This window comes from Candidatus Defluviilinea gracilis, from assembly GCA_016716235.1.
Lineage (GTDB): Bacteria > Chloroflexota > Anaerolineae > Anaerolineales > Villigracilaceae > Defluviilinea > Defluviilinea gracilis.
Genome location: JADJWS010000001.1, coordinates 493,074 through 518,606, shown reverse-complemented (window position 1 = coordinate 518,606; position 25,533 = coordinate 493,074). Strand labels below are relative to the sequence as shown.

The following is a 25,533-nucleotide window of genomic DNA, read 5'->3' as shown; positions in this document are numbered from 1 at the left end:
CTCCTATTTCTCATACGGCACGCCATCGGCGGCGGGCGGGGTGGTCTTTCCGATGATGCCGGTCAGGATCACCATGGTGAGGATGTAGGGAACCAACCCCACGATGTACGATTGTTGCAGGAATGCCAGTTGCGGAGGAATGACCGCGCGGAAAATCTGCATGTTGATCTGTAACGCCGACGATGCGCCAAAGACCAGCGCCGCCGCCCATGCGCCGATGGGCGTCCAGTTGCCGAAGATCATGGCGGCAAGCGAAATGAAGCCGCGCCCGTTCGTCAGCAAGGGTTCAAAAGACGGCACAGATTCGATGGTGAAGTATGCGCCTGCCAACCCAGCTAATGCGCCGCCGATCAGCACATTGGCGTAACGCATCTTGATCACGTTGATGCCCACCGTGTCTGCCGCTTTGGGGTGCTCGCCCACAGCGCGCGTGCGCAACCCCCAGCGGGTGTTGAATAACACATAATGGGCAACGAACACCAGGAGGATGGCGCTCAGCGCGATCGGCTTCTGGTCGAACACGCGGTTGATCGCCGTGATATTTTGAATACAGAGCGGCGAATTTGCCCCGCAGAGCGGCGACAACATCTCAATGATAGGGATGTGTATGGCAGGCAGGATGCCGGGAGAATTAGGAATGCTCCCCTCAAAGACACTGCCTTTTCCGAAGAACATCTGGCGGTTGAGGAACCCGGTCAAGCCCACGGCAAGAATATTGATCACGGTCCCGCCGATGATCTGGTCCACCTTGAATGTGATCGAAAGCACGGCGTGCAATAAGCCCATCAACATGCCGGTGATGACGGCGAACAACGCGCCGACCGTAATGCTGATCCCGGTTGGATAGTCGAATACATGGAACATGTAAATGGCGGCGAGCCAGCCGAAAAAAGCGGACGAAAGCATCATACCCTCGATGCCGATGTTCACAACGCCGGCGCGTTCGCAAAAGACGCCGGATAAGGCGCCCAGGGTGAGCGGCGTTGCCACAGCGATGGTGGTTGCAAGCATGCTCGTGACGATCAACAGCGGGCGTTGTTGCACCTGCCCGATGGCAACTACACCGCCGAAGAGAATGACGATAATGATGGCGATAAAGCCGAAGCGTTTCCAGTCCATGAGATTGTCCTAGCCTCCCCATCCTCGGGTGAGCACAACGCGCTCGCCCTTCGATTTGATGCGAAAGATAAAACGCACGATGGCGTCTGCCGCGACAAAAAGCAGAATGAATGCCTGGATCATGGAGATCAGATCCACCGGCATTTGTGTGAGGAATTGCATGCGGGTCGCTCCGTTTCGCATGGCGGCAAATAGAATCGAAGCAAGCACCACGCCGATCGGATGCGACTTCCCCAATAACGCGATGGCGATGGCGTCAAAACCGTATCCCTGTGAAAACCCAAGTTCGTGGCGATAGTTCAACCCCGTCACTTCAATGGCGCCCGCCATCCCAGCCAGCGCTCCCGAGAGGAACATGGTCAGGATGATCGCGCGCTTCACGTTGACCCCCGCATAATGAGCCGCGTCGGGGTTCGCGCCCACCGTGCGGATCTCAAACCCAAGCGTGGTCTTATTCAATAACCACCAGATAAAAACGGCGGTCAATAATGCCAACACAAATCCCCAATGGACGCGCAATCCCTCGAAGATCGGGGCAAAGCGCGCGCTTTCCGCGATCAGCGGTGTGCGGGCGATGACGTTTGTGGGGCTGGGGTCTTTCATCACACCGTTCAGCAAAAAAGATGTGGAGTTGAGCGCGATATAGTTCATCATGATGGTGTTGATCACCTCATGGCCGCCGGTATAGGCTTTGAGCGCGCCCACAATTCCCGCCCAAATCCCGCCCATCACCAAGCCTCCCAAAATTGCCAGGGGCAAGTGAATGATCGTCGGCAGATCCACGCCAAGCCAGCCGGGCAGGGCGTAACCGATCAGCGATGAAAAAACAGCGCCGAGGGCAAGTTGACCCTCCGCGCCGATATTGAACAAACCGCCTTTGAACGCCAGCGCCACAGCCAACCCCGCAAAAATGTAGGGCGTAGCCCAAACAGCGGTTTCACTGATAGCGCGTTGTGATTTTACCGGACCGAGTTCGGCGGAACCGAACGAGCCTTCCAGCAGACCCTTATACGCCAGGAGGGGATCGCCGCCAACAGATTTGATGATGATGCCGCCCACGATCATGGAGGTCAGGATGGCGAGCAGGGGAACCAGGATCGGATCGATCCACTCAATAAACCGCGTCAATGACGATGTAAATTTCGATAGCGAAGTTGTTTTCGTTTCTGATGGCATCCATCGCTCCAGTACACATTGAATTTAGTTTGATTATATCAACCCGCCATCAAAACAAAAAGGGAAAGAGGCTCAGCCTCTTTCCCTTTCTTTTGAGCGTTTTTAACTTACGGCTTGACCGGCGGAACTTCGGTCTTAACCGAACCGTCGAGCAGCGCGGCGTTGAGTGTTTCCATCATCGCGGAAACTTCGGCGGGAACTTCGCCTGCCACATCGTGGAACGGAGCGTAACCCGCGTCACCGAACACGTTGCCGTAGGTGAGCGAACCATCCTTGGCGGCGGCGATCAATTCAGCCACGCCCGGGGTGATGAGCTTCATCGCGCTGGAGAGCATGCGAGGAGCCGCTTCGGGCAGGGTGAGGTACTGATCGGTATCCACGCCGATGGCGTAAGCGCCAGCCTGGGCGGCGGCGGTGATGGCGCCGTTACCGGTAATGCCGCCACAACCGAAGATCGCATCCGCGCCGTTGTCCATCATGGACGTGGCGGTCTGCGCGCCCCACTCGGGGTCGGTGAAGGTCTTATCGAAGCCCACATCGCTGTGATACACAACGAATACTTCGGTGGTGGTGCCGTTCATGCCATCGGCATACGCGGCGCCGGCTTTGTAGCCTTCGCCAAAGCGCCAAACGGGAGGAACCACATCGGTGCCGCACACGGCGCCGATCTTGTGGCTCTTGCTCATCGAAGCGGCAAGCGCGCCGACGAGGAAGCCAGCCTGATCTTCAGGGAAGTTCAGACCCGCCACGCCGTCTGTTTCCGCAGCCTGGAACTGATCCACACCGATGAAATTCACATCGGGGTAGGTTGCCGCGGCGGCAACAGTCGCTTCACCGAGCGCGAAACCGACGGTCACGATCACATCGAAGCCGGCATCGCCGAACGTGCCGATGTTCTTGGCGTAATCTTTCGCATCGGTCGTTTCGATGTATTGGACAATGTCAGCCACACCATCGGTCTGGGATTGCAAAACGCCTTCCCAGGCAGATTGGTTGAACGACTTGTCGTTGATCTTGCCCACATCGGTCACGAGACCCACGCAGAACACTTCTGCCTTGGGGCAGTCAGCGGCGGTCGGTTCGACAACCGGCGGCTCGGTCGGAGCCGCTGTCGGCGCTTCGGTGGGCGCTTCGGTGGGCGCAGGCGCTTGCGTGGGCGCTTCTGTTGCCGCAGGGGTGCAGGCGGCCAGAACCACGGAAGCGATGACCAACAAAGCAATCATCATATTCAACTTCTTCATTGTTTCTTCTCCTCTTTCAGGGTATTGATTGGTAGGGTTTACACAAACCCTTTTCGGCGGCAAGTATACAATCACTTGAAACATTCGACAAGCGTGCTTTCCATCATGTTATGGGCTTTGCAAAGTCGCCTGACAAACTGAAACTGTAGACCACCACGCCGGCTCGCGGACGACAAAGCGAGTCACTCGCGGAGTGACTCTGCTCCTAACCCTACGCCTGCGCCTCCCCCCGGCGGACTCCCAGCATCAGCCATAACGCGATCGCCATGAACACCGGCGAGATGATCATGATGATGTTGTAGTTGTTGTTCGCCAACTGCACCGCCCATCCATTGAGATTAGGACCTGCGATTGCCGATAACGTGGAAAATAAATAATACAACCCGGTGAACGTGCCGATGCGCGCCGCGCCGGTCAAGTCCACCACCATCGGCAGGGAATTGATATTGACGAACGCCCAGCCGATTCCGCCGAAGATCAACAGAACGCCCGCCAGCGTCAACATCCGCGCGCCGCCCTCCACAAGTGGAATCCCTACAAGCGGCAGGGGCGCGATCCCCGTCAACAACGCCTCAACCGGTGTGATGTAGATCAGAATCAACATAATGATCAGCATGATCAAACCGATGGCGATCGTCACCCGGCGACCGATGCGGCTTCCCAAAAAGCCGGCGGGAATGGCAGACAGCACAAAGAAAAGCGGCAGAACCGATAACAATGTCGCGCCGTCTCCCACCTCCAAACCGAGGCGGTTCCTGGCGTATAACGTGAAGAAGGTTTCAACCGCGGAATAACCGACGAACCAGAAGAAGATGGCAAGCAAGAGGCGCAGTCCGCTTTTCTCTTCATCGGCAAATACTTCTTTCAGACTCGCCAGCAAGCCCGGTTGTTGTTCCGCTTGTTCATACTCCTTCGGCTCTTCAATGAACAGATACACCACCAACGCCGCCAGCAACACCAATGCGGAACCCATCCAAAATGGGAAATTGGGACTCATCTTGTACAACAAACCGCCGGTCTGCAATGCGATGATGGAGCCGAGTCCGCCCATGAAGTTGATGACCCCATTCGCTTGTGAGCGGAATGCGGAGGGGGTGATGTCTGGCATTAACGCCACGACCGGGGTCCGCCACAACGCCGCGCTGAGCAATGTTGTGCTGGTGCAAGCCACAAACAGAGGAATGATCGACGCAACGGGAATTAATCCAAACGCCAGCGCGGTGAGCGGCGCGCCGATGATGATGAACGGAATCCGCCGACCCAGCGGAGTTCGCAAGCGATCGGACCATGCGCCGACCGGCGGCTGGATGAACAACGCCGCGATGTTATCCAACGTCATGAAGAAGCCGATGAGCGCGGGAGCAACGTCAAATTTTTCGGAGAGAAAGATGGGGACGAACGCGTTGTATACCCCCCAGATGACACTCACCCCAAAAAAACCGAAACCGAGCAGGAAGGTCTTGCCGTAGTTCAATCGTGTTGACATATCTCCTCCAGGTTGATTCAATGGTCAAAAGTCGAAGGTCAAACATCCTGCTTTCGACTTTCGACTTTCGACGATAAGCTTGCCGCCAACTTTCGATCTTCGTCGGATAACTCCGCCTTCTCCAGCATATCCGGTCGTTTATTCAATGTGCGGAGCAGAGATTGCTCCCTGCGCCATTTGTCGATCATTGCATGATTGCCGCTTTGCAACACTTCGGGAACCTTCCAGCCGCGAAATTCCGCCGGCTTGGTGTAATGCGGATATTCGAGCAAGCCCATCGAGTGCGAGTCATCTTCCGCGCCGGTGGGGTCGCCCAACACGCCGGGGATGAGACGCGAGACGGCGTCGATCAAAATCAGCGCGGGGAGTTCGCCGCCGGTCAACACATAATCGCCGATGGAAATTTCATCGGTGACGAGGCGCTCGCGGATGCGTTCGTCCACGCCTTCGTAGCGTCCGCAGATCATTGCGATGCGTTCGTGTTGCGACAATTCTTCGGCAATGCGCTGGGTGAAAACGCGTCCCTGCGGGGTAAGCAGAATGATTGGAACAGGCTGACCCGAAGGTTGAAGCGGAGCGTGTCCCAGAACCGATTCAACCGCTTCAAAGACCGGCTCAGGTTTCATCACCATCCCGCCGCCTCCGCCGTAGGGCGTATCGTCGGTGACGTGATGTTTGTCGTGTGTGTAGTCGCGGATGTTGTGCAAGCCCACGCTGATGAGTCCCCGCTCGTTCGCGCGTTTGAGAATACTGGATGCCAAATAGGGGGAAAATACTTCGGGGAGAAGCGTGAAGACCTCGAACTTCATGCGGCGATTTTATCATCCTCTTCCACTTTCCACTTTCTACTTTCCACTTAGGGCAATCGCATCTAAATCGGTGAGGCGAGGACTTTGAGGAGGTAATCCTGGTTCCAAGCGGCTTGGAGTTGCTTGGCATGCATACCGCCTTTGGCGGTTTTCTCCTGTTTGAGCAGATTGAGCGCAATGTGGCGAAGGACGGCGAAGTTTTCAGGAGCTTGATCTTTACGCACACGACTATGGTCTTCCCGCAAAGCCACATCCAAGACCCAGTGCAGTTCATTTTCAATCGCCCAGTGTCTGCGCACCAGATGTAACAATCGTTTCGGGTGACTGGGCAGGCTGGAGATATAGTAGCGTACTGTTTTGGTTTCCTTGCCAGCCACGTTCCGCGTGCACACGAGCATGACAATGCTTTGCAGACCAGCCAGTTTTCTTTGTTACGAATCAAGTTTAGATAGGCAGGATCAGAGGTACTCCAGCATTCTCGAATTTCTATGCGCCCATGTCCCTTATTCGCTGTCTTGTCATAGTCCAGGGAAGCATATTTGAAGTTGTGGGCTTGATCGACCGCAAACACGACCGAAATATCTTCAAACAGACGCCCCTGGTTCTCTTTCACACTCAAAACATAATCTGCCTGAGCTGCGACGATGGTTTGGGCAATATTGGTTTGGGTTCCTATGGCATCTATGGTCACAATACAGCCTGCAAGCGCCAGAATCTTGAGTAATTCGGGGATGGCGGTGATCTCGTTCGACTTTTCGTCCACTTTACGCTGTCCCAGAACAATCTCGTTTTCTTCCGCCCAAGCGCTGACCATATAAATGGCTCGTTTGCCCAGTAGCCGATCCTGCGAGCCACCCAAACGCTTCCCATCCATATTGATGATTTGCCCTGGGATGATCTCATTGACTGCCCAGACCCATTCGTAAAACGCCAACTGGAACTGTTGGGCATCCAACTTCGAGAAGACCCGACCAAAAGTGTCATGCGACGGGATACCATTCGGCAATTCAAGAAACGTGCTCAGCCAGACTATCTTGCTATTCCCAAAATGCTCAATGTCCGTCCAGCCTTCCGCTCCACAGATCACCGCACATATGGCGATGCTGATCAAATCTATGAGTTTATGTTCCTTCGTTCGATCCACCCGCGGATCGCTCACTTTGCTAAAATGCTCGGCGATCGCCTCCAATGGCTTCTTTGTCATGGCTACCTCCTTCAAGATAGCCCTTTTTTACCTCAATTTAGATGCAATCGCCCTAACTTTCCACTTTCCACTTTCCTCGCCTTAATGCTCCTTCATTTTTTCATGGTAATATGAAATTATGTATTTACCGAGAAGCAGTAAGTGGAGTATGAACCGCCGCAAACGCCGCCCAAATTATTTTGGCTGGATCGTTTTTCTGTTGGTGGCGGCATTCGGCTATTACTTCAATCAAATCTATTTGCCAACCCAGCCAAACCCGTTCGAGGCGACCCCAACGCCCACCCGTTCCGCCGAATCGTTCGTGACCGATGCCGACCAGCTTGCCACCGAAGGCAAGTTCATCCAATCCATCGAGGCGTATCAGGAGGCGATCCGCTCGTCGCCGCAGGATGCGGCGTTATATATTGCCATTGCCCGCGTGCAAGTGTTGGCTGGCAAACCTGCCGACGCGCAAGCCAACGCGGAGAACGCGTTATTGCTCGACCCCGGCAACGCGCTGGCGATCGCGGTGCGCGCCTGGGCGGCGAACGCGCAGGGCAATACTTCCGATGCGCTCCGTTGGATCGAGGAAGCGTTGCAAATCGACCCGAATAATGGGCTTGTCCACGCGTATTACACAGAGATCCTTGTCGACTCTGGCTCGTTCGATAACATTACAAAGGCGATTGAAGAATCGAAAGTGGCGCTGGCTCTCGCCCCCGACACCATGGAAGCGCACCGCGCGCGCGGCATTTTGTTGGAGGTAACGGATAATTACGATGAGGCGATCCGCGAATTCGAACAGGCATTATCGTATAACGACAATATCGCCGATTTGCATTTGCGGATCGGGTTGAACTATCGCGCCATCAGCGCGCCCTCTCAGGCGATCGACGCGTTCACGCGCGCCGATGTGCTGAACCCCGCCGACCCCTACCCCGACCTGTATATTTCGCGCACCTATGCGGGGACAGGCGAATTGCCTAAAGCCTTGCAATACGCCGAGACCGCCGTGCAAAACAACCCGGTGGACCCGCGTTTGCGCGGCAACTTTGGCGTGATGTATTATCAAAACGATCTATGGAAAGAGGCGATCGCGCAACTGCGCCTCGCCATTTTCGGCGGCGCGGCGGAAGATGGAAGCCCCATCGAAGGTCTTTCGCTCGTCGGAAATGATATTCGATTGGCGGAGATTTATTACACCTACGGACTCGCCCTGGCGCGTACCGGTCAATGCGGCGAGGCATTACAGATCGCCCAGGAGATCCAATCCAAGATTCCAACCGATGAAACGGCAGTGTTCAACGCGGGCGAAATGATTCGCATCTGTGAAGAGAATCTTGCCAACCCGCCCGCCAGCACATCTACACCGGCAAGCGCAGAGGCGACCTCCGCCGCGCCTCCGTCTACAACTCCCACGCCATGAATATTTCACCGCGTCGTCCGCTCTTCAACCGCAAGCCGCAGTCGAATATCTACCGCATGTTCATTTGGGTGGTGATGCTCCTCGGCGGGATCTGGATTCTTCAGCAGATCAGCAGTGGAGACATTCAACCGCTCTTTCAAAACACGCCGACTCCCACTCGTTCACCCGCATCGTTGATCTTGGAAGGGGAAGCCTACTTCAGCGCGGGGAACGTGGACGCGGCGATTCAAGCCTACCGCGCGGCTGTGGACGTGAACCCCGGCGACGCCCAAACGTGGGCAAAACTGGCGCGTATCCAAACGTATTCGTCTGCCTTCCTCATTACCAACGAGCAGAAAAAGGCGCGTCTCACTGAGGCGCTCGAATCGGCGACCAAAGCCGTTGAACTTGCGCCGGATGATAGCACCGCGCACGCCATCCGCGCGTTCACGTTGGACTGGAACGCCAACTCCAACTTTCGCACCACCGAAGAAGTGCAAGATTTCTTGCGCGACGCGGAGGCCGAATCATTAACCGCGTTGCAGTTGGATAATTCCAACACGCTGGCGTTGGTGTACTACGCTGAAGTGTTGCTCGATCAGCAGAAATGGGACCAGGCGGATTTGACCATTAAGCAAGCGCTCGCGCAGGACGATACCCTCATGGACGTTCACCGCGTGAATGCGGCAGTGCTGGAAACCTTCGGTCAATACAACCTTGCCATCACCGAATGGGACAAGGCGATCGCCATCGAGCCGAATTTTACGTTCCTATACACCCGCGCCGGGGCAAACTACCGCATCCTTGCGTTCGATATTGCAAATAGACAAGGCATCGAGGCGGCGCGTCCCACGTATGTAAAGTCGCTGGAGTATTTTGATAAAGCGGTGCGGATTAATGAACAGATCAAAGTCAAAGACCCGGGTCCGCATTTGTCCATTGCGCGGACGTATTCACAGTTGGGCGAATATTTTGCCGCCGCGCGTAACGTGCAAAAAGCGTTGGAATATGAACCGTCGAACCCCGATATTTACGGACAGTTGGGGATCGTATACTTTCGCTCCCGGAATTATGAAGGTTCGATCTTCTCCTTTAAGTGCGCGACCTATGGTTGCTCCGGTGAAGATTCGTGCAAAGGGCGCGGACTGGAACGTTGTTTCCCCGACCTCAACGAGAACCCGGTCGATGTGCCGGGGCTTGCGATTTCGCCGAATACCATTGTTTATTACTACACTTATGGGTCGGTCTTGTCCGCGTTGAGCCGCCCGAGGGCTAATCAATGCGGCGAAGCGATGAAAGTACTGAACGATGTGCGGACTGAACTCCGCAACAATCCGGACGATTATGCTGATTCACAACAGACGATCCTCGGCATTGTGCAAACGGGAGAATTCATCTGCGCGTCGTTGGCTGACGATGGCGCGCCAGCCTCACCCGTCCCGAGTGAAGCGGGTGGGGGAGTCACTGCAACCCCGACGCCTTGACCCCCTCCGCCGCTGAAGCGGCACCTCCCCCAAAATCCGACTGGGGTTCGTCGGATTTTGGGGGAGGGCTGGGTGGGGGCGGCATCAGAACTCCATAAGAATTTTTACAATCCCCTTGACTTGCCCTCTTGAAATGAGTATTATTGCGTTTAGCACTCGTGCAAGCAGAGTGCTAATTTCATGAATATTCTAAATTCCAATCAGGAGGCAGAAAGATGGCAAGCAAATTGAAGTTGAAGCCCCTTGGCGGACGCGTGATCGTTGAGCCGATCGAGCAGGAAGATATTACTGCCGGCGGCATCATCCTTCCCGAAACCGCAAAGGAAAAACCGCAGGAAGGCAAAATCCTTGCGGCGGGACCCGGCGAGCGCGACGAAGACGGCAAGCGCATCGCCATGGACGTCAAAGTGGGGGACCGAGTGCTGTACGCGAAATATTCCGGCACCGAAGTGAAAGTGGATGGCAAGAAACTGCTCATCCTCAAAGAGAACGATATTTTAGCCATCGTTGAAGGCTAACAAACATACTGTGTAATCGGCGTTCTCTAACGCCGGGCGCGTTAGACGCTAGAGCGCGCGCCACACAACCCGGAGGATTATTACTATGGCTGCTAAACAAATTGTCTTTTCAGAAGACGCCCGCCGCAAACTCAAGAACGGTATGAACGTGGTTGCCAACGCGGTCGGCGCAACCCTCGGACCGAAGGGCCGCAACGTGGCGATCGATCGCAAATTCGGCTCCCCGACCGTCACTCACGACGGCGTTTCCGTTGCGAAGGAAATTGAACTCGAAGACCCGTTCGAGAACATGGGCGCGCAACTTCTTAAAGAAGCCGCGTCGAAGACCAACGACATCGCCGGCGACGGCACAACCACCTCGACCGTGCTGGCTCATGCCATCGTCAACGAAGGCTTGAAGACGCTTGAAGCCGGCTACAACCCGATGCTCCTCAAGCACGGCATTTCACTCGCCACCGAAACCATCGTGGAAGAACTCCGCAAGATGTCGGTGAAGATCGATACCAAGGGCGACATCGCCTCCGTCGCGACCAACTCCGCCGCCGACGAAGAGATCGGCGGCTTGATCGCCGATGTGATGGACAAAGTCGGCAAAGACGGCGTTATCACCGTCGAAGAGTCGAAGTCCCTGCAATTCGAAACCGAATTCGTCGAAGGGATGCAGTTCGATCGCGGTTACCTCTCCCCGTACTTCATCACCAGCACCGAGAAGATGGAAGCGGTGATCTCCGACGCGTACGTGTTGATCAACGAGAAGAAGATCTCCGCCGCGCAAGACATCGTTCCCTTGCTCGAAAAACTCGTGCAGATCGGCAAGCGCGAACTCGTCATCATCGCCGAAGATATCGACGGCGAAGCGCTCGCCACACTCGTCCTCAACAAACTACGCGGCATGTTGAACGTGCTGGCTGTCAAAGCCCCCGGCTTCGGCGACCGCCGCAAAGCCATGCTCGAAGATATCGCCAAGCTCACCGGCGGAACCGTGATCGCCGAAGAGACGGGCCGCAAACTCGAAACCGCCACCCTTCAAGATTTGGGTCGCGCCGAGAAAGTCGTCTCCGACAAAGAGAACACCACCATCGTTGGCGGCAAAGGCAAGAAGGCGGACATCGAGGGCCGCATCAAGGAAATCCGCTCTGAGATCGATAAAAGCACCAGCGACTACGACAAGGAAAAACTTCAGGAACGCCTCGCCAAGTTGAGCGGCGGCGTCGCCATCATTCGCGTGGGCGCAGCCACCGAAACCGAAATGAAGGAAAAGAAACATCGCGTGGAAGACGCGCTCTCTGCCGCGCGCGCCGCAGTGGAAGAAGGCATCGTCCCCGGCGGTGAAATTTCCCTCATCAATGCCGCCTCCAAGTTGGATAAACTTGCCAAAGAGAACGGCGACGACGACAGCGAAGTCCGCGTGGGCATCAACATCGTCAAGAAGGCGCTCGAAGCCCCGATCCGCAAACTCGCTTCCAACGCCGGGCAGGATGGTTCCGTCATCATCGACACCGTCCGCCGCACCGCCGCCGAAAAGAAAAACAAGAACATCGGCTACAACGTGCTCACCAACAAGTATGTGGACATGATCGAAGCCGGCGTGATTGACCCGGTCAAAGTGGTGCGCGGCGCGCTTGAAAATGCCGCCTCCATCGCTTCGATGATCCTCACCACCGACGTGCTCATCACCGACATGCCCGAGAAGGATAAACCCGCTCCCGCCATGCCGCCCGGTGGAATGGATTACTAAGAGCCAATCCGGAATGCGGACTTCAGTCCGCTTCGTGTGCGGACTCAAGTCCGCGCTCCGAACGATCGATTTATGCAGGGGCAGACGCGCAAGTCTGCCCCTGCATATTTAATTTATAATCGGGGGATAATGCCTCAACCTCATCGCCGCAACTTCATCTGGATATTTCTCATCCTCGCGCTCGGACTCACTTCATGCGCTTCTCCCTCGACGGTTCAGCCTGTTGACACACCCTCAGCAACCTCCACGCCTGAGCCTCCGACCTCCACACCAGAGCCGCTTGCGTTAACTGTCAACGGCGAAGGAGTCACCCTCGTCGAATTCAACGCGGACGTGGCGGATTACATCAACGCGCAAGCCGCGCTCGGCGCCCCGGCCGATTCGGCGACGGCAACCAGCGCGGTGATCGACGATCTCGTGGCGCAAATGCTCCTTGCGCAAGCCGCCCGCGCGGAGGGCTTTACCCTCGATGACGCCGCCCTGCAAGCGCGCATCGATTCGCTGACACAACAACTTGGCGGAGCCGACGCGCTCGAAGCGTGGAAAACGAGTCATGGGTACAGCGACCCAGCCTTCCAGTCCGCGTTGAAGCGCGCGGTCGAATCCGCCTGGATGCGTGACAAAATCATTTCATCCGTGCCTGCCACAGCCGAGCAAGTCCACCTCCAGCAGATTTTGCTCTATAATGAAGACACAGCGCGAAGTTTTCTCCTGCAATTGAACGGCGGAAGCGACTTTGACGACCTCGCGTTGAAAGCCGACCCGGTCACGCGCGGCGATCTCGGCTGGGTGCCGCGAGGCTATTTGCTCAATAAAGAGATCGAAGACGCCGCGTTTAATTTAGCAGTGGGCGAACACACGGATGTGATCGCCACAGATGTTGGCTTCCATATTTTGAGAATTCTGGCGCGCGACCCGGCGCGCCCGCTTTCGCCGGATGCCTTGTTATCGTTGCAGGAACTTGCGCTGAAGCATTGGGTCGCGGAGCAACGTCAATCCGCTGTGATCGTGACGCAGTAGTTTCGCTATACGGAGCAATTTGATGAGTGATGATTTTAATTTCGACGGCAAACAATCGGGATCGCGCGGCGGAGGGCGAAAGCTTGAGGTATGGGATTTTCTTTCGATCCTTATGTTGCTTTCCACCGTTTGTCTTGTGATCTACTTTGGCATGGTGTTCGTCGATCCGAATTCAGAGTTGAATATTTTGCCTCCCAGCGGATTGGGACCGAAAACAGCCACGCCCACCGTCACCCCGCTTCAGTTGCAAGCGACATGGACTGCCAGCCCAACCATTGCGCTGACCGCCAGCGATACGCCGCGCCCGACCTTCACCCCATTTTCAACCAATACGCCGTTCTCGCTCATTCCGCCCACGCGCACGCGCAAACCGCCCACCGCCACCCGCACACCCAAAGCTCCCTTCGGCGCCACAACCCAACAGGTGGAAAGCACCGTAGTGCATCCTGAATTTGCGTGCAATTGGGCGGGCATTGGCGGCACGGTGGTGGATGTTAATAACAGCCACATCTACGGTCAGGTGATCGTGTTGCGAGGCATACTGGACGGCAAGACCATCGAGATGCAGACCGTCAGCGGCATCAACAAGGAATATGGCCCATCGGGTTTTGAATTTGCGTTGGGCAACGCCCCGGTCGCTTCGACCGCGCTATATGTTCAACTCGTAGACTTAAATGGCTTGCCGCTTTCCGATCAAATTTCCGTCCCCACGTCTGCCGACTGCGGAAAAAATCTTGTTCTGGTGCGTTTCAAGAAGAATAAGTAATCGATCGATTTGTCCATTGAAAAACAGGAGACCCATATGGGTCTCCTGCTTTTTATTACACAGCCACATTCCAATGTTCGTACTTTGGAAGCTTTGCCCGCACGGCATCATCCACCAGCGCGCGCAGTTGAGTTGTGACGGGACCCATTACGCCTCTTCCAATGGGGCGGTGGTCCACCTTTGTGATGCCGGTCACGCCTGCGGCGGTGCCGGCGAAGAACATTTCTTCGGCGATATACACTTCTGTGCGATCGATCGAGCGTTCCACCACGTCGATTCCCAATTCGCGGCGGGCAAGTTCGATCACCGTTCTGCGGGTGATGCCTTCGAGAATATTATCGGTGATGGGCGGCGTGACCAGCGCTCCATCGCGTACCATAAAGACATTCATGGCGGAGCCTTCAGAAACGTGACCGTTGTTATCGAGCACGAGCGCCTCGTCAAACCCCGATTGTATGGCGTCCGACTTGATCAGCGAAGAATTGACGTACGCGCCCGCCACTTTAGCGCGAGCAGGGATGACGTTATCGTCCACCCGGCGCCATGAGGAGAAGGTCACATGCGCGTCGGTGTCGTTCTTCACGTATTTTTCATACCCCATGACAAAGATGCTGAACTCATCTTTGATATCGTGCAGGCGCACGCCAATGCCCAGGTCTGCCTTGTAAAACGTGGGGCGGAAATAAATATCCTGCTTCCAGTTGTCCGTTCGGAGAAGATCGAGTGTCACTTGAATCAGGCTTTCTTCATCGTACCCCGTTTTCATAGACATCATCTTCGCGGAGTGCAACAGTCTGCGAAAATGATCGTAGGGGCGAAAAACGAAGAGACGCTTCTTCTCCTCGTTCCAAAATGCGCGCATGCCTCCGAACACTGATGTGCCATACAGAAATGCGTGCGCGGCGATGCTAATTTTTGCTTCAGACAGGGGAACGATCTTGCCTTCAAAATAAGCGTGCTTCGAGAGATCCACGTGCGCCTCCAAAAAATGAGATTGGGACCGACTCTTACGGGCGGATTATACCTGAGGACTCCGAATCAATCGCCCTTACGGCTGATTCAAAATAGCGGGCTGGACTCAACGGGTCGGCATTTCTGCTCTTGACGTGTGACGGAATCCTATTAAAATCTAATTCGATAAATATCGAATTAGATTAAGTGAGCGGAACCATGAATGCCCAGCCCGAAGTTTTGGATTTTGTCAAAGCGATGGCGTCCGCCGAACGCTTGCGCGTGATCGGCGCGCTGGCGCATGGACCTGCTGCGCAAAGCGAGATCGCCGAACAATTGCACGCCCCGGCGCGAGACGTGCTCCAGCATCTGTCTTTTCTTGTTCGCGCGGGCATTGTCCGCGAAACGGATGGGATGTACGAATTAGACGAGAAGGCTGTCGAGTCTTTGGCGCGGGGACAGTTGAAAGATAGTCGCCCGCAATACCAGGAACAGCCCGAGGATGTCCGCAAAGTGTTGAAGGCGTATCTCAATGCGGATGGAACGATTAAGGAATTTCCGCTGGAAACGAAAAAGTTGGTCATCCTTTTGAACTTTGTCGTGGATGTTTTCGCCTTCGACGCAAATTACACCGAAAAGGAAGTGAACACCATCCTGCGCCGTTTTCACGTGGATGTCGCCTCCCTGCGCCGCGATCTTGTGGATCACGGTCTCATGGCGCGTGAGAGCAACGGGTCGAAATATTGGAGAGTTAAAGATGGACAATAAGAAATCGAGAAGAGAACTCAACCGCGAATATGCGGAGCGCGTCAAACCCTCTGGCGTGTATCAAGTGAAAAATCTTGTCAATGGAAAAGTTTTGCTTGGAAGCAGTTTGAATTTGGAAGGACCGCTCAACCGGCATCGATTCATGCTGAAGGTTGGCAGTCATACCAATAAAGTCCTGCAACAAGATTGGAATGAACTGGGCGCCGAAAAATTTGCTTTTGAAATATTGGAAGAAGTACAACGGAGGGATGATCCGAATTTCAATCTGGAAGATGAGTTAACCATCCTGGAGATGATCTGGCTGGAGAAACTCCAGCCGTTTGACGAGCGCGGTTATAACCTCAATGCAAGGATCCGTGAGGCATAAGGAAAGCTTTTAACCACAAAGGTCACAAAGAACACAAAGGGAAAACCTATGAGAAGGCGATCCGCTCATCATTCGTCCATCCTTAGTGACCTTCGTGCCACTTCGGCAGGCTCAGTGCAAGCCTTCGCAGTAAAAAAACATGACAAACTCAAGCGAAGAACTCGTCACATTTTTCAAAGCGTTGGCAGACGCGAACCGCCTCAAGATCGTCGGTCTGCTGGCGGAGAAATCATACAGTGTGGAGGAACTTGCCGCGCTGTTGAATCTCAAGCCATCCACCGTATCGCATCATTTGGCGCGGCTCGCCGAGGCGGGGTTGGTCACCTCGCGCGCTGAAAGTTATTACACCGTGTATCAATTGGATCGTAAGACGCTGGAGGCAAGATCGCGGAGCATGTTCTCGCAAGCTGAACTTTCGACCGTCGTCGCGGATGTGGATGCGGATGCTTACGATAAAAAAGTGATCAAAGATTATTCCCGCCGCGATGGAACGTTGAAGGCGTTTCCGTCGCAACGCAAGAAATTCGATGCCATCCTCCGCTACGTGGTGAAAGCGTTCGATGTGGGAAAGCGCTACAGTGAAAAACGCGTCAATGAAATCCTTGCGCAATATCATGAAGATACAGCGACGTTGCGGCGCGAATTAGTAGGATTGGGCTTGATGAAACGCGAAGGCGGTGGGGGAGAGTATTGGAGGATATAGAAAAACAGCCCCAGGTTATGCTGTGGCTGTTTTTCTACATCTTTATTTTCGCGCGAGTTGCTCGCGGTTGACCAGTCCCTTTTGCCAGGCGTACACTGCGACCTGCGTGCGGTCGGCGAGATGCAGTTTGCTGAGGATGTTGCTCACGTGTCCCTTGACTGTGTTCTCGCTGATGACCAGTTTCTCCGCGATCTGGCTGTTGGTCATTCCGTTGGCGATCAGGCGCAGCACATCCAGTTCGCGTTCGGTGAGTTCGGTGAAGAGCGGCTGTTCGTCGCCGTTCTCACTGCGGATGTTTTGCAGGACGCGCGCCGCCACCAGCGGATGCAATGTCACTTCTTTTTGCGCGGCGCGGTGTAACGCCTCTACCAACTTTTCCATTTTCATATCTTTCAGGATATAGGAGATCGCGCCTGCCTTCAACGCGGGGAAGATGTGCACATCCTCGTGATAGGAAGTCAGCACCACGATCTGCGTGCGCGGGCTGATCTGTTTGATGCGCCGCGTAGTCTCCACGCCGTCCATGCCGGGCATGATAAGATCAAGGAGAACGATATCGGGGATGTAATCAGAGATCAGTTTGAGCGCGGCTTCGCCGGAGGCGGCTTCGCCAACCACCTGAAATTCTTTTACGGTTTCGATGTAGGAACGGATTCCGTTCCGCACCACCTCGTGATCGTCCACAATGATGACGCTGATTCGGTTGTTTTGATTATTTTGTGCCATAGCCGCTTCCTTCTCAATTTTTGATTGGCGCCTGTACCAGGATCCTTGTTCCGTGTCCCGGCGCGCTTTGGATTTGCACCGTTCCGTGAATACTGCTTACGCGTTCGCGCATCGAACGCAAGCCCATGCCGTATGATTTTTTTTCAAGGTCGAAACCGCATCCGTCGTCGGCGAGGGAGAGTTGCACTGAGTCGTGATTATAGACGAGGGAAATATCCATGCGGCGAGCTTTGCTGTGTCGCGCCACGTTGGCAAGCGCCTCTTGCGCCACGCGGTAGAGCGCTTGCTCCATTTCGAGGGGGAGGCGACGCTCGCCACGGTTGACCAACTGTATGGTGGTGTCGTTGCGGTTCTCCCATTCGTAGATGTAGTCGCGCAGGGCGGCGGGTAACCCTTTTTCTTGTAGCGCGATCGGGTAGATCTCCTGCACGAGGAAGGTTAATTCTTGAATCACATCGCTGACGAGATTTTCCGCTTCGCTGAGGTGCATCGAGACCGGGTCGCCGTTGCCGTTCAAACGACTGCGGACGGTTCCCAGTTGGGCAAGCGCGGCAAATGCTTTTTGCTTTGCCGAATCGTGCAGGTCGCGCGCGAGGCGGTTACGTTCTTCCATGACCGCCAGGTCTTTGGTCTGTTCGAAGAGTTCCATGTTGGCGATCGAGATGGACGCCCGCTGGGTGATCGCGGAGAACAGGCGGGTGATGTCGTCGCCGATCAGGTTGGGCGAGGTGAAACCGACCTTGAACACGCCGACGATTTTCCGATCGACGGTGATGGGGATTAGCGCGAAGGAGCGAATGCCCTCGTCGATCAGCGCCTGGCGAATATTCGGTTGAAATTCGTTCAACTCAATTTGTCGCACGATCACCGGTTGCCCGGTCTCAAGCACCTCGCCGATCATCCCTTCGCCTTTTTCAAATTCAAGGACGTTGAGCGTTGCGGGCGCGAAGCCTCGGCTGACGCGCGGCGTCACGCGAGTTCGTTTTTCATCCCAGGCAAAGACCACGCTTCGGTCGGCGTTGAGCATGTCCACTGCCACATCGACCAGCGTTTGAAAGACTTGATTCAAACTGACGTTGCGCAGGATGCGCTCGTCTGCCTGATAGAGCGCTTCCATTTCGCGGTTTCTGGTTTCCAGCGCGAAGGTTCGCTCTTTTACGAGACGCTCCAGAGCGCGGTTTCTATCCTGGATGGATTTTGTCCGCAAGCGGACCCCGCCCGCGACCACGAACGCCGCAAATACCGCGATGAGCGCGCGAAACCAGACGGTTTGCCAGAAGGGCGGGATGACCGTCAGCTTAATGCGGGTGGGTGTTTCACTCCAGACTCCGTCGCTGTTGGAGGCGTTTAATAGCAGGGTGTAGGTTCCCCCGGGCAGGTTGGTATAACGCCCGTTGCGCCGGGCGCCGATGAAATGCCAATTTGTGTCGAAGCCTTCGAGAGTGTAGGCGTATTGATTTTTGCCGGGTTGGTTGAAACTGAGGGCGGCAAATTCAAACTCGAACGAAGTTTGCGGGTAGGCGATGGTGATCTCGCGCAGTGTTTCCACGCTTGAGTTGCCGGCAAGCGACTGGCCCTCCTGGTCGAGCGACAACAAGGAGATTTGCGGCGGGTATGCGCTATCCGTGATTTCGAGAGGGTGGAAGACGGTCAAGCCGTCGATTCCGCCGAAGTAAAATTCGCCGTTTTTTCCTTTCGCAAACGCGTTCGAGTTAAATTCATTGCTTTGTAGCCCATCGCCGCGATCGTAATTGCGGAAGGTTTCGGTATCCGGGTCGAAGCGGGCGATGCCGTAATTGGTGCTCATCCAGAGGCGCCCATCCCCGTCTTCGAGGATTCCGTACACAGACCCGTTGGGTAGTCCGTCTTTTTCCACATAGTGAGTGAACGAATCGGTTTCGGGGTGATATAGATTCAAGCCGGTTCCGGCGGTGCCGATCCATAACCTGTCTTTCGAGTCGAGGTAGATGGAAAGGATGGAATCTCCGCTCAAACTGGACGGGTCGGTGGGTTTGTGCTGATACTGTTTTACCTCGTTGGTGACCGGGTCCATGCGGTTCAGCCCGGCTTCGGCGGTGCCGATCCATAAATAGCCCCGGCTATCCTCGGCAATGGCGAGCGGTTTGGCGCCGCTCAATGTGGATTCGTCGGCAGGGTCCGAACGGAAATGCGTGAACACGCCGGTGGTCTTATCGAAGCGGTCTAACCCGACGAAAGTGCCCACCCAAAGTTGTTTGCGGCTGTCTTCGAAAATGGCGTATACGAAGTTGGCGCTGATGCTCTCCGGGTCGGTGGGGTCGCGGCGGTAGTGGGTAAAAGAATTCAGCGCCGGGTTGTACCGGTCCAGCCCGTTGGTGGTGCCAACCCAGAGGATGCCATCGCTATCTTGGAAGATCGAGATGATCGTATCGGAACTGATACTGTCCGGGTTTTGCGGGTTGTTATAGTATTTTTTGTTCGCGCCTGTTTCCCATTGGAAACGGTTGAGCCCGGCGTCTGAAGTGCCGATCCAGGCATAGCCTTCATCATCCACATAAATGGGAAAGATAAAATTCCCGCTCAGGCTGTTCGGGTCGTCTGGGTCGTGGCGGTAGTAGGCGAACTTGTCGCGTTCCCGGTCGTAGCGATTGATCCCTCCCCCGTGCGTCCCGAACCACAGCACGCCTCCCCGGTCTTCGTAGATGGCGAGGATACTGTTATTGCTGATACTCCGTTGAAAGGTTGGATCGTTGCGATAGTGGATGAAATGGGAACGATCCGCGCTCATGCGGTCCAGTCCCTCGGGTGTGCCGATCCATAGATTTCCCGAGCCGTCGATGCGCAGGACGTTAATGGCGTCGCTGATGATCGATTGCGGCTCATCCTGATCGTGCATAAAGGAGGTGAACTTTTCTTCCACCGGGTCGAAGACGTTCAACCCGGTTTGTGTGCCGATCCACAGATCGCCATCGATCCCCTCCGCGATGGAAGTGATACGACCGCTACTGATACTGCCAGGGTAATCGGGCGCTGGCAAATAATTTGTATAAGTTTCGGAGGGCGGGTCAAACACGTTCAAGCCGCCATCGAGAGTGCCGATCCAAATGAATCCCTCAGAATCTTGAAACAACGCGCTGATGTTTTTGCTACTCAGTTTTTTAGACCTGGTCACCGGCTTTGCTTCATCCTGGTTTTTTTCCGCGTCTGAATCCAGCTCTGGAGTGACGATCAGATCGTCGTTTGTGCTGGGTTGAGGGACATGGTATGGAATATGGTGAAAGGTTTGCGTCTCCCGGTCGAACCGATCCAACCCGCTCAAGGTGCCGACCCAAAGTTGGTTTTCATTGTCGATCAGCAACGCGGTCACATGGTCGTCTGCCAGGCTGGCGCTATTCCCCTCGGTATGTTGAAAATGAGTAAATGTGCCCGCGCGCGGATCGTAGCGGTTCAACCCGCCCAGGCGCGTGCCGATCCACAGGTACCCATCGTGGTCTTCGACAATATCGTTGATCCAACCGTCGCTGATACTGTTGGGGTTGCCGGGGTCGCGCTTGAAGGTGGTGAAGTTGTACCCGTTGTAACGATTTAATCCATCCTCGGTGCCGATCCAGAGAAATCCCTGACGGTCTTGAAAGATGACTCGCCCGGAGCTTTGCGAGAGTCCCTGCTCGATGCCGAGCGTATCGAAGCGCGGGACACAATTGCAGATTGCGGGCAGGTCGGCGGGGGAGAGGCGGTCCGGTCGGACGGGGAGGCTGGTCGCAGGCGATTCAGGTTGAGGCGCGGTTTGAGGCGTTGCCCGCCCGGCGCAGGAAGCCTGCGAGAGGAGCAACAGAATCCCGATGGTGAAACCGAATCGCCTCGTCCAAATCCTGCGCATGGTGTTAATTATAGACCCGTATTCCGTATCGTGTATGAAGCCGATTTTATTCGGCTGGAGGCACAGCGCCATATCCCTCGGAGGAGGGGTTTTTCCAGATCAGGCGCGCGAGGGGAATACTACGTTCGATGATCTCTGCGAGGGAACCCAAACCATCACTCATGCGGGTGGGAAATACGCTTCGAGGCGGATGCTTGAATTTTCCGGGGTAGGTATGATGTGCGCAGGTTAGTCATGCTAATCCGCTTTGCTTTCAACGATCTCCTCACAAGAAAGCGATACGTCGGCGTCAGGCGGGATCCCGGTCTACGCAACCGGGTTTCCGCCTCGCTCGCTATAGGTTCAAAGGAGGTGGCTCGAGAATATCGCGCATGTTGATTCCTCGCATCAAGATTCACTCAAATTTTTTAGGAGAGAAGAGCATGAAAAAAAGTAAAGTATTTCACCTATTCAGCCTGCTGGTGGCGTTGAGCCTTGCGCTTGCCGCATGCGCTCCTCAACAAGCAACGGAGACCGAGGCGCCTGTGGCGGAAACCGAAGCGCCCGTTGTAACCGAAGCCCCAGCCGCAACCGAAGAACCCGCGGCGACTGCCACTACGCGCCACGGCGGTTGGTTGGATGAAATTGATATTTCCGTCGTGGCGGGCGATTCTGCCCTTTCGCAAATTCAGGCGGGCGCGATCGATTTCTTCTCGTTCAATCTTGCTTCAGACGTGTACCCCGCGATTCAGGAATCGGGTCTTTCCAGCACGCAATCGCTCGGCGGTTATTACGGGATCAGTTTGAACCCGGCGGTGTTCGAGGATGCGGCTGTGTTGAATCCATTTTCGAATCGCAAGATCCGCGAAGCCTTGAACTGGTTGATCGACCGCAATTATGTGAACCAGGAGATTTACGCCGGTGGTTCACTGCCTCGGCTGTTCCCGATCACCACAGAGTTGGTCGAATACACCAACCTGATCGACACCGCCCGCGCTTTGGAAAGCAAATACGCTTTCAATACGGAACGCGCAAAGGCTGTGATCGACGCTGAAATGCCCGCCATGGGCGCCGAACTCGGCGCGGATGGCAAATGGCAATTTAACGGCGCGCCTGTAACGTTGATCTTCCTCATCCGTTCCGATGGCGATGGCACGCGCCAGCCGATGGGTGATTACGTATCGAATCAACTCGAAAGCATCGGCTTTACCGTGGACCGCCAGTATAAGACCGCTTCCGAAGCCTTCCCGATCTGGCAGGGGACCGTTGCGGCGGAAGGTCAATGGAATTTATATACCGCCGGTTATGGTGTTTCTGGTTTGGGTTCACTGCGCGACGAGAGCGGCAACATTCAACAAAGTTACTTAAATACGAGCACGCAAGCGAGCGAACCGTTTATCTCGAATGTCTCTGATCCCGAATTCCAAAAACTCGGCGATGACCTCGCGCAAGGCAATTACGACTCGAAGGAAGAACGCGATGCCATGATGGCGCGCGGGCTCGAACTTTCGCTGGAAGATTCGCTGTTTGTATGGGTCATTGATCAAAAGACCTATGCGCCTTACGCCAACAATGTGCAAGTGACATATGATCTCGCGACCGGTCCCGAATCTACAAACGTCGGTCCGTACAACTTGCGCTTCAAAGATCAAGAAGGCGGCACGATGAAGATCGGCACAAACGACCTGTTCACCGAGCCATGGAATTCGGTCGCCGGAAGCAACTGGATCTGGGATGGTTTTGTCAGTCGTATGACCACGCAGGGCAGTTCCAATATCACCGGCGCGGGCGGTTTGATGGCTGATCCGTATACCGGGCTTGCCTATCCTCAGCGTATTGCCAGTGCCGAATTGACTTATAAGGAAGGTTTGCCGATCAATCAGAGTCTCGATTGGTTGACCGTGACTGCGGCGCCCCAAGTGGATGTTCCCGCCGACGCCTGGATCGATTGGGACGCGACCGAGCAACGCTTCATCACAGTCGGCGAGAAGTATCCCGACGGTCTGACAGCCAATGTCAAAAGCCTGGTTGTGTATCCCGATGATTTGTTCGAAACGGTGAAATGGCACGATGGCAGTCCGCTTTCTGTGGGCGATTTTGTGATGAACATGATCCAGAGTTTCGACCCCGGTAAACCGGAAAGCAAAATGTACGATGAAGCGCTGGCATTGAGCATCAACGCCACGCTCGCGGCATTCAAAGGGTATCGCATCGTTTCCACCGACCCGTTGACCATCGAAGCGTATTCCGATACGTACAACACCAACGCGGAACTCAACATCTTAACTCTCTGGCCTCAGGACCTTTATGGTTTAGGGTATGAGAACAGTTGGCCCGTGCTGGCAGTGTCTAACCTCGCAGAAGTGAATGGCGAACTGGCATATTCGGAAGATAAAGCCGGAACGCTTGAAGTGGAACAAACCAACTGGGTGGGCGGCCCGAGCCTCGAAATTCTCGGCAAGTATCTCGATCAGGCGGCGGCTGAGTCGCATATTCCGTACGCCGCGACCATGAGTCAATTTATGACCAAAGAAGAAGCCGACCTCCGCTACGCCAACCTCAAGCAATGGGTTGCGGATCATGGTCACTATATGGTTGGCACGGGTCCCTATTATCTCGACCAGGCGTTTCCCACGGAAAAATCGGTTGTCCTTAAGCAGTTTGCCGATTTCCCCGATCTCGCCGATCGTTGGGCGCAATTTAGCGAGCCAAAGTTGGCGACGACCCTGCTGGATGGGCCAGGGCAGGTCAAATCGGGCGATGAAGCGACGTTCGATGTGGCGATCAATTTCAAAGATCAGCCATATCTGCTCTCCGATATCGCGCGGGTGAAATACATCCTGTACGATGCGAGCGGCGCGGTCGTGTCGGTGGGCGATGCCACCGCAGTCGCCGACGGTCAGTATCAAGTGACGCTGACCGCGGAGGAAACGAAGAAACTCTCCACTGGCTCAGCCAGGCTCGAAGTGGCGGTGGTGCCGATCCCTGTGGCGATCCCTTCGTTCACCTCGTTTGATTTTGTGGCGGTTCCGTAGGATTTGACGATTGAAGACTCACAGGGACGATCCGTTTTCGTCCCTGTGAGTTCATTCAAGAAAATGAGCGAGGCATGCATGGCAGTGATAACCCAACCCACAACCGATTCGTTGGTTTCCCAGAGATCGACGCGCTACGGCTCGTTGCTCCGTATCTTGCGATATTCCATCACGCGCCTGTTGACGTTGTTCGTCACCGTCATCATTGGCATTTATCTCACCATCGTCATCGCCAATATGGGCGGCTATGTGGATGAGATCATGCGCGGAGAGATTCGAGACCGCGTCACGCAGGCGATCATCAACAGCCCCGCGGGACAAGCCATGGACCTCGAAGTTCGCCAGCAATTGATTAAAGACAAGATCGCCTCGGAGGAAAAACGCATGGGCTTGGATGTGCCCATCGCGGCGCGGAATGCGCGCTATCTTGCGAACGCGCTGACCTTGAACCTGGGGCGCGCCATGAATATGACCAGCGACTCGGGGTCGAAGCAGGTGCGCCTCATCTTGCTGGAGCGCCTGCCCGCCACGCTGTTATTAATGGGCATCTCGCAATTATTCCTGTTTTTCTCCAGCATTCTGCTCGCTTTAAATCTTTCCCGCAAGTATGGAAATTTTTGGGACAAACTGGTCGTTGCATTATCGCCGACCTCCGCGGTGCCGCCCTGGTTTTACGGCATCTTTCTCATTCTGATCTTTGCGGCATTGTTGAAAGTGTTGCCTTTCGGCGGCATGGTGGATTCCCCCCCGCCCTCCAACCCGTTCGATTACTCCTTGAGCCTGCTTAAACATTTGATCCTCCCCACCTTCTCTCTTGTGCTAAGTTCGTTTTTTCTGAGCATTTATAACTACCGCACGTTCTTCCTGATTTACTCCAGCGAAGATTACGTGGATATGGCAAAGGCAAAAGGTTTGCCCGCCCGCGATGTGGAACGGAAGTATATTTTGCGCCCCACGCTTCCCAACATCATCACCAATTTTGCCCTGCTCATCATCACGCTATGGACGGGCGCGACCATCACCGAAACGGTCTTCCTGTGGCCCGGGCTGGGGCGCGCGCTCTTTCAGGCGATCGGGTTATATGACATTCCTATCATCGTCGGCTCGACCATTATTTACGCCTATCTGCTTGCCATGACAGTATTTCTGCTCGATTTCACGTACTCTCTCGTTGATCCGCGCGTAAAAGTTGGGGGCTGA

At 55.1% G+C, this 25,533-nt stretch carries 19 protein-coding genes and 1 pseudogene; 11 read left to right on the top strand and 9 right to left on the bottom strand.

Annotated features, from left to right (window positions below; translation table 11 throughout):
* Positions 1-3: 3 nt before the first annotated feature.
* The 6 genes and pseudogenes from IPM31_02445 to IPM31_02420 all read right to left on the bottom strand — a co-directional run bounded on the left by IPM31_02445 (position 4) and on the right by IPM31_02420 (position 7,035).
* Positions 4-1,119: an ABC transporter permease gene (locus IPM31_02445; GenBank protein MBK9005832.1), complete on the bottom strand. Its 1,116-nt coding sequence runs from the start codon at positions 1,117-1,119 to the stop codon at positions 4-6.
* 9 nt (positions 1,120-1,128) lie between these two features.
* Positions 1,129-2,295 carry an ABC transporter permease gene (locus IPM31_02440; GenBank protein MBK9005831.1) on the bottom strand — a complete coding sequence of 389 codons (1,167 nt, stop codon included), beginning with the start codon at positions 2,293-2,295 and terminating at the stop codon, positions 1,129-1,131.
* A gap of 107 nt (positions 2,296-2,402) precedes the next feature.
* Positions 2,403-3,536, bottom strand: coding sequence for a BMP family ABC transporter substrate-binding protein (locus IPM31_02435; protein MBK9005830.1), 1,134 nt, complete (start codon positions 3,534-3,536; stop codon positions 2,403-2,405).
* 211 nt (positions 3,537-3,747) lie between these two features.
* Entirely contained in the window at positions 3,748-5,022 is a 1,275-nt protein-coding gene (locus IPM31_02430; GenBank protein MBK9005829.1) for an MFS transporter, read from the bottom strand.
* 38 nt (positions 5,023-5,060) lie between these two features.
* Positions 5,061-5,831: a tRNA (guanosine(37)-N1)-methyltransferase TrmD gene (trmD, locus tag IPM31_02425; protein ID MBK9005828.1), complete on the bottom strand. Its 771-nt coding sequence runs from the start codon at positions 5,829-5,831 to the stop codon at positions 5,061-5,063.
* A 62-nt stretch (positions 5,832-5,893) separates the two neighbouring features.
* A pseudogene (locus IPM31_02420) lies at positions 5,894-7,035 on the bottom strand (ISAs1 family transposase).
* Between the two features lie 148 nt (positions 7,036-7,183).
* Here IPM31_02420 and IPM31_02415 point away from each other — a divergent pair.
* The 6 genes from IPM31_02415 (at position 7,184) to IPM31_02390 (ending at position 13,945) form a co-directional block, all read left to right on the top strand.
* Positions 7,184-8,440: a tetratricopeptide repeat protein gene (locus tag IPM31_02415; GenBank protein MBK9005827.1), complete on the top strand. Its 1,257-nt coding sequence runs from the start codon at positions 7,184-7,186 to the stop codon at positions 8,438-8,440.
* Complete coding sequence (locus IPM31_02410; protein MBK9005826.1) at positions 8,437-9,903, top strand: tetratricopeptide repeat protein; 1,467 nt, start codon at positions 8,437-8,439, stop codon at positions 9,901-9,903. The genes IPM31_02415 and IPM31_02410 overlap by 4 nt, the downstream gene beginning before the upstream one ends.
* A 215-nt stretch (positions 9,904-10,118) precedes the next feature.
* Positions 10,119-10,421, top strand: coding sequence for a co-chaperone GroES (gene groES, locus IPM31_02405; protein MBK9005825.1), 303 nt, complete (start codon positions 10,119-10,121; stop codon positions 10,419-10,421).
* Between the two features lie 85 nt (positions 10,422-10,506).
* Positions 10,507-12,159 (top strand): chaperonin GroEL, encoded by a 1,653-nt coding sequence (groL, locus tag IPM31_02400; GenBank protein ID MBK9005824.1) that lies wholly within the window; start codon positions 10,507-10,509, stop codon positions 12,157-12,159.
* Between the two features lie 129 nt (positions 12,160-12,288).
* Positions 12,289-13,179, top strand: coding sequence for a peptidyl-prolyl cis-trans isomerase (locus tag IPM31_02395; GenBank protein MBK9005823.1), 891 nt, complete (start codon positions 12,289-12,291; stop codon positions 13,177-13,179).
* A gap of 22 nt (positions 13,180-13,201) precedes the next feature.
* Positions 13,202-13,945 carry a hypothetical protein gene (locus IPM31_02390; GenBank protein ID MBK9005822.1) on the top strand — a complete coding sequence of 248 codons (744 nt, stop codon included), beginning with the start codon at positions 13,202-13,204 and terminating at the stop codon, positions 13,943-13,945.
* Between the two features lie 55 nt (positions 13,946-14,000).
* On the opposite strand, the gene IPM31_02385 is transcribed toward IPM31_02390, so the two are convergent.
* Complete coding sequence (locus tag IPM31_02385; GenBank protein MBK9005821.1) at positions 14,001-14,918, bottom strand: branched-chain amino acid transaminase; 918 nt, start codon at positions 14,916-14,918, stop codon at positions 14,001-14,003.
* A gap of 197 nt (positions 14,919-15,115) precedes the next feature.
* On the opposite strand from IPM31_02385, the gene IPM31_02380 reads away from it, so the two are divergent.
* From IPM31_02380 to IPM31_02370, 3 genes are all read left to right on the top strand, one after another.
* Positions 15,116-15,664 (top strand): DUF2087 domain-containing protein, encoded by a 549-nt coding sequence (locus IPM31_02380; protein MBK9005820.1) that lies wholly within the window; start codon positions 15,116-15,118, stop codon positions 15,662-15,664.
* Positions 15,654-16,031 carry a GIY-YIG nuclease family protein gene (locus tag IPM31_02375; GenBank protein MBK9005819.1) on the top strand — a complete coding sequence of 126 codons (378 nt, stop codon included), beginning with the start codon at positions 15,654-15,656 and terminating at the stop codon, positions 16,029-16,031. The genes IPM31_02380 and IPM31_02375 overlap by 11 nt, the downstream gene beginning before the upstream one ends.
* Positions 16,032-16,170: 139 nt before the next feature.
* Entirely contained in the window at positions 16,171-16,734 is a 564-nt protein-coding gene (locus IPM31_02370) for a metalloregulator ArsR/SmtB family transcription factor (GenBank protein ID MBK9005818.1), read from the top strand.
* A 42-nt stretch (positions 16,735-16,776) separates the two neighbouring features.
* Here the strand turns inward: IPM31_02370 and IPM31_02365 are convergent, their stop codons facing one another.
* Complete coding sequence (locus IPM31_02365; protein ID MBK9005817.1) at positions 16,777-17,460, bottom strand: response regulator transcription factor; 684 nt, start codon at positions 17,458-17,460, stop codon at positions 16,777-16,779.
* Between the two features lie 13 nt (positions 17,461-17,473).
* Entirely contained in the window at positions 17,474-21,319 is a 3,846-nt protein-coding gene (locus IPM31_02360; protein ID MBK9005816.1) for a GAF domain-containing protein, read from the bottom strand.
* Between the two features lie 422 nt (positions 21,320-21,741).
* On the opposite strand from IPM31_02360, the gene IPM31_02355 reads away from it, so the two are divergent.
* The gene (locus tag IPM31_02355) at positions 21,742-24,333 is read left to right on the top strand and encodes a hypothetical protein (GenBank protein MBK9005815.1); all 2,592 of its coding nucleotides are present in this window, start codon (positions 21,742-21,744) and stop codon (positions 24,331-24,333) included.
* A 78-nt stretch (positions 24,334-24,411) separates the two neighbouring features.
* On the top strand, positions 24,412-25,533 hold the full coding sequence (locus IPM31_02350) for an ABC transporter permease (protein ID MBK9005814.1): 1,122 nt from the start codon (positions 24,412-24,414) through the stop codon (positions 25,531-25,533).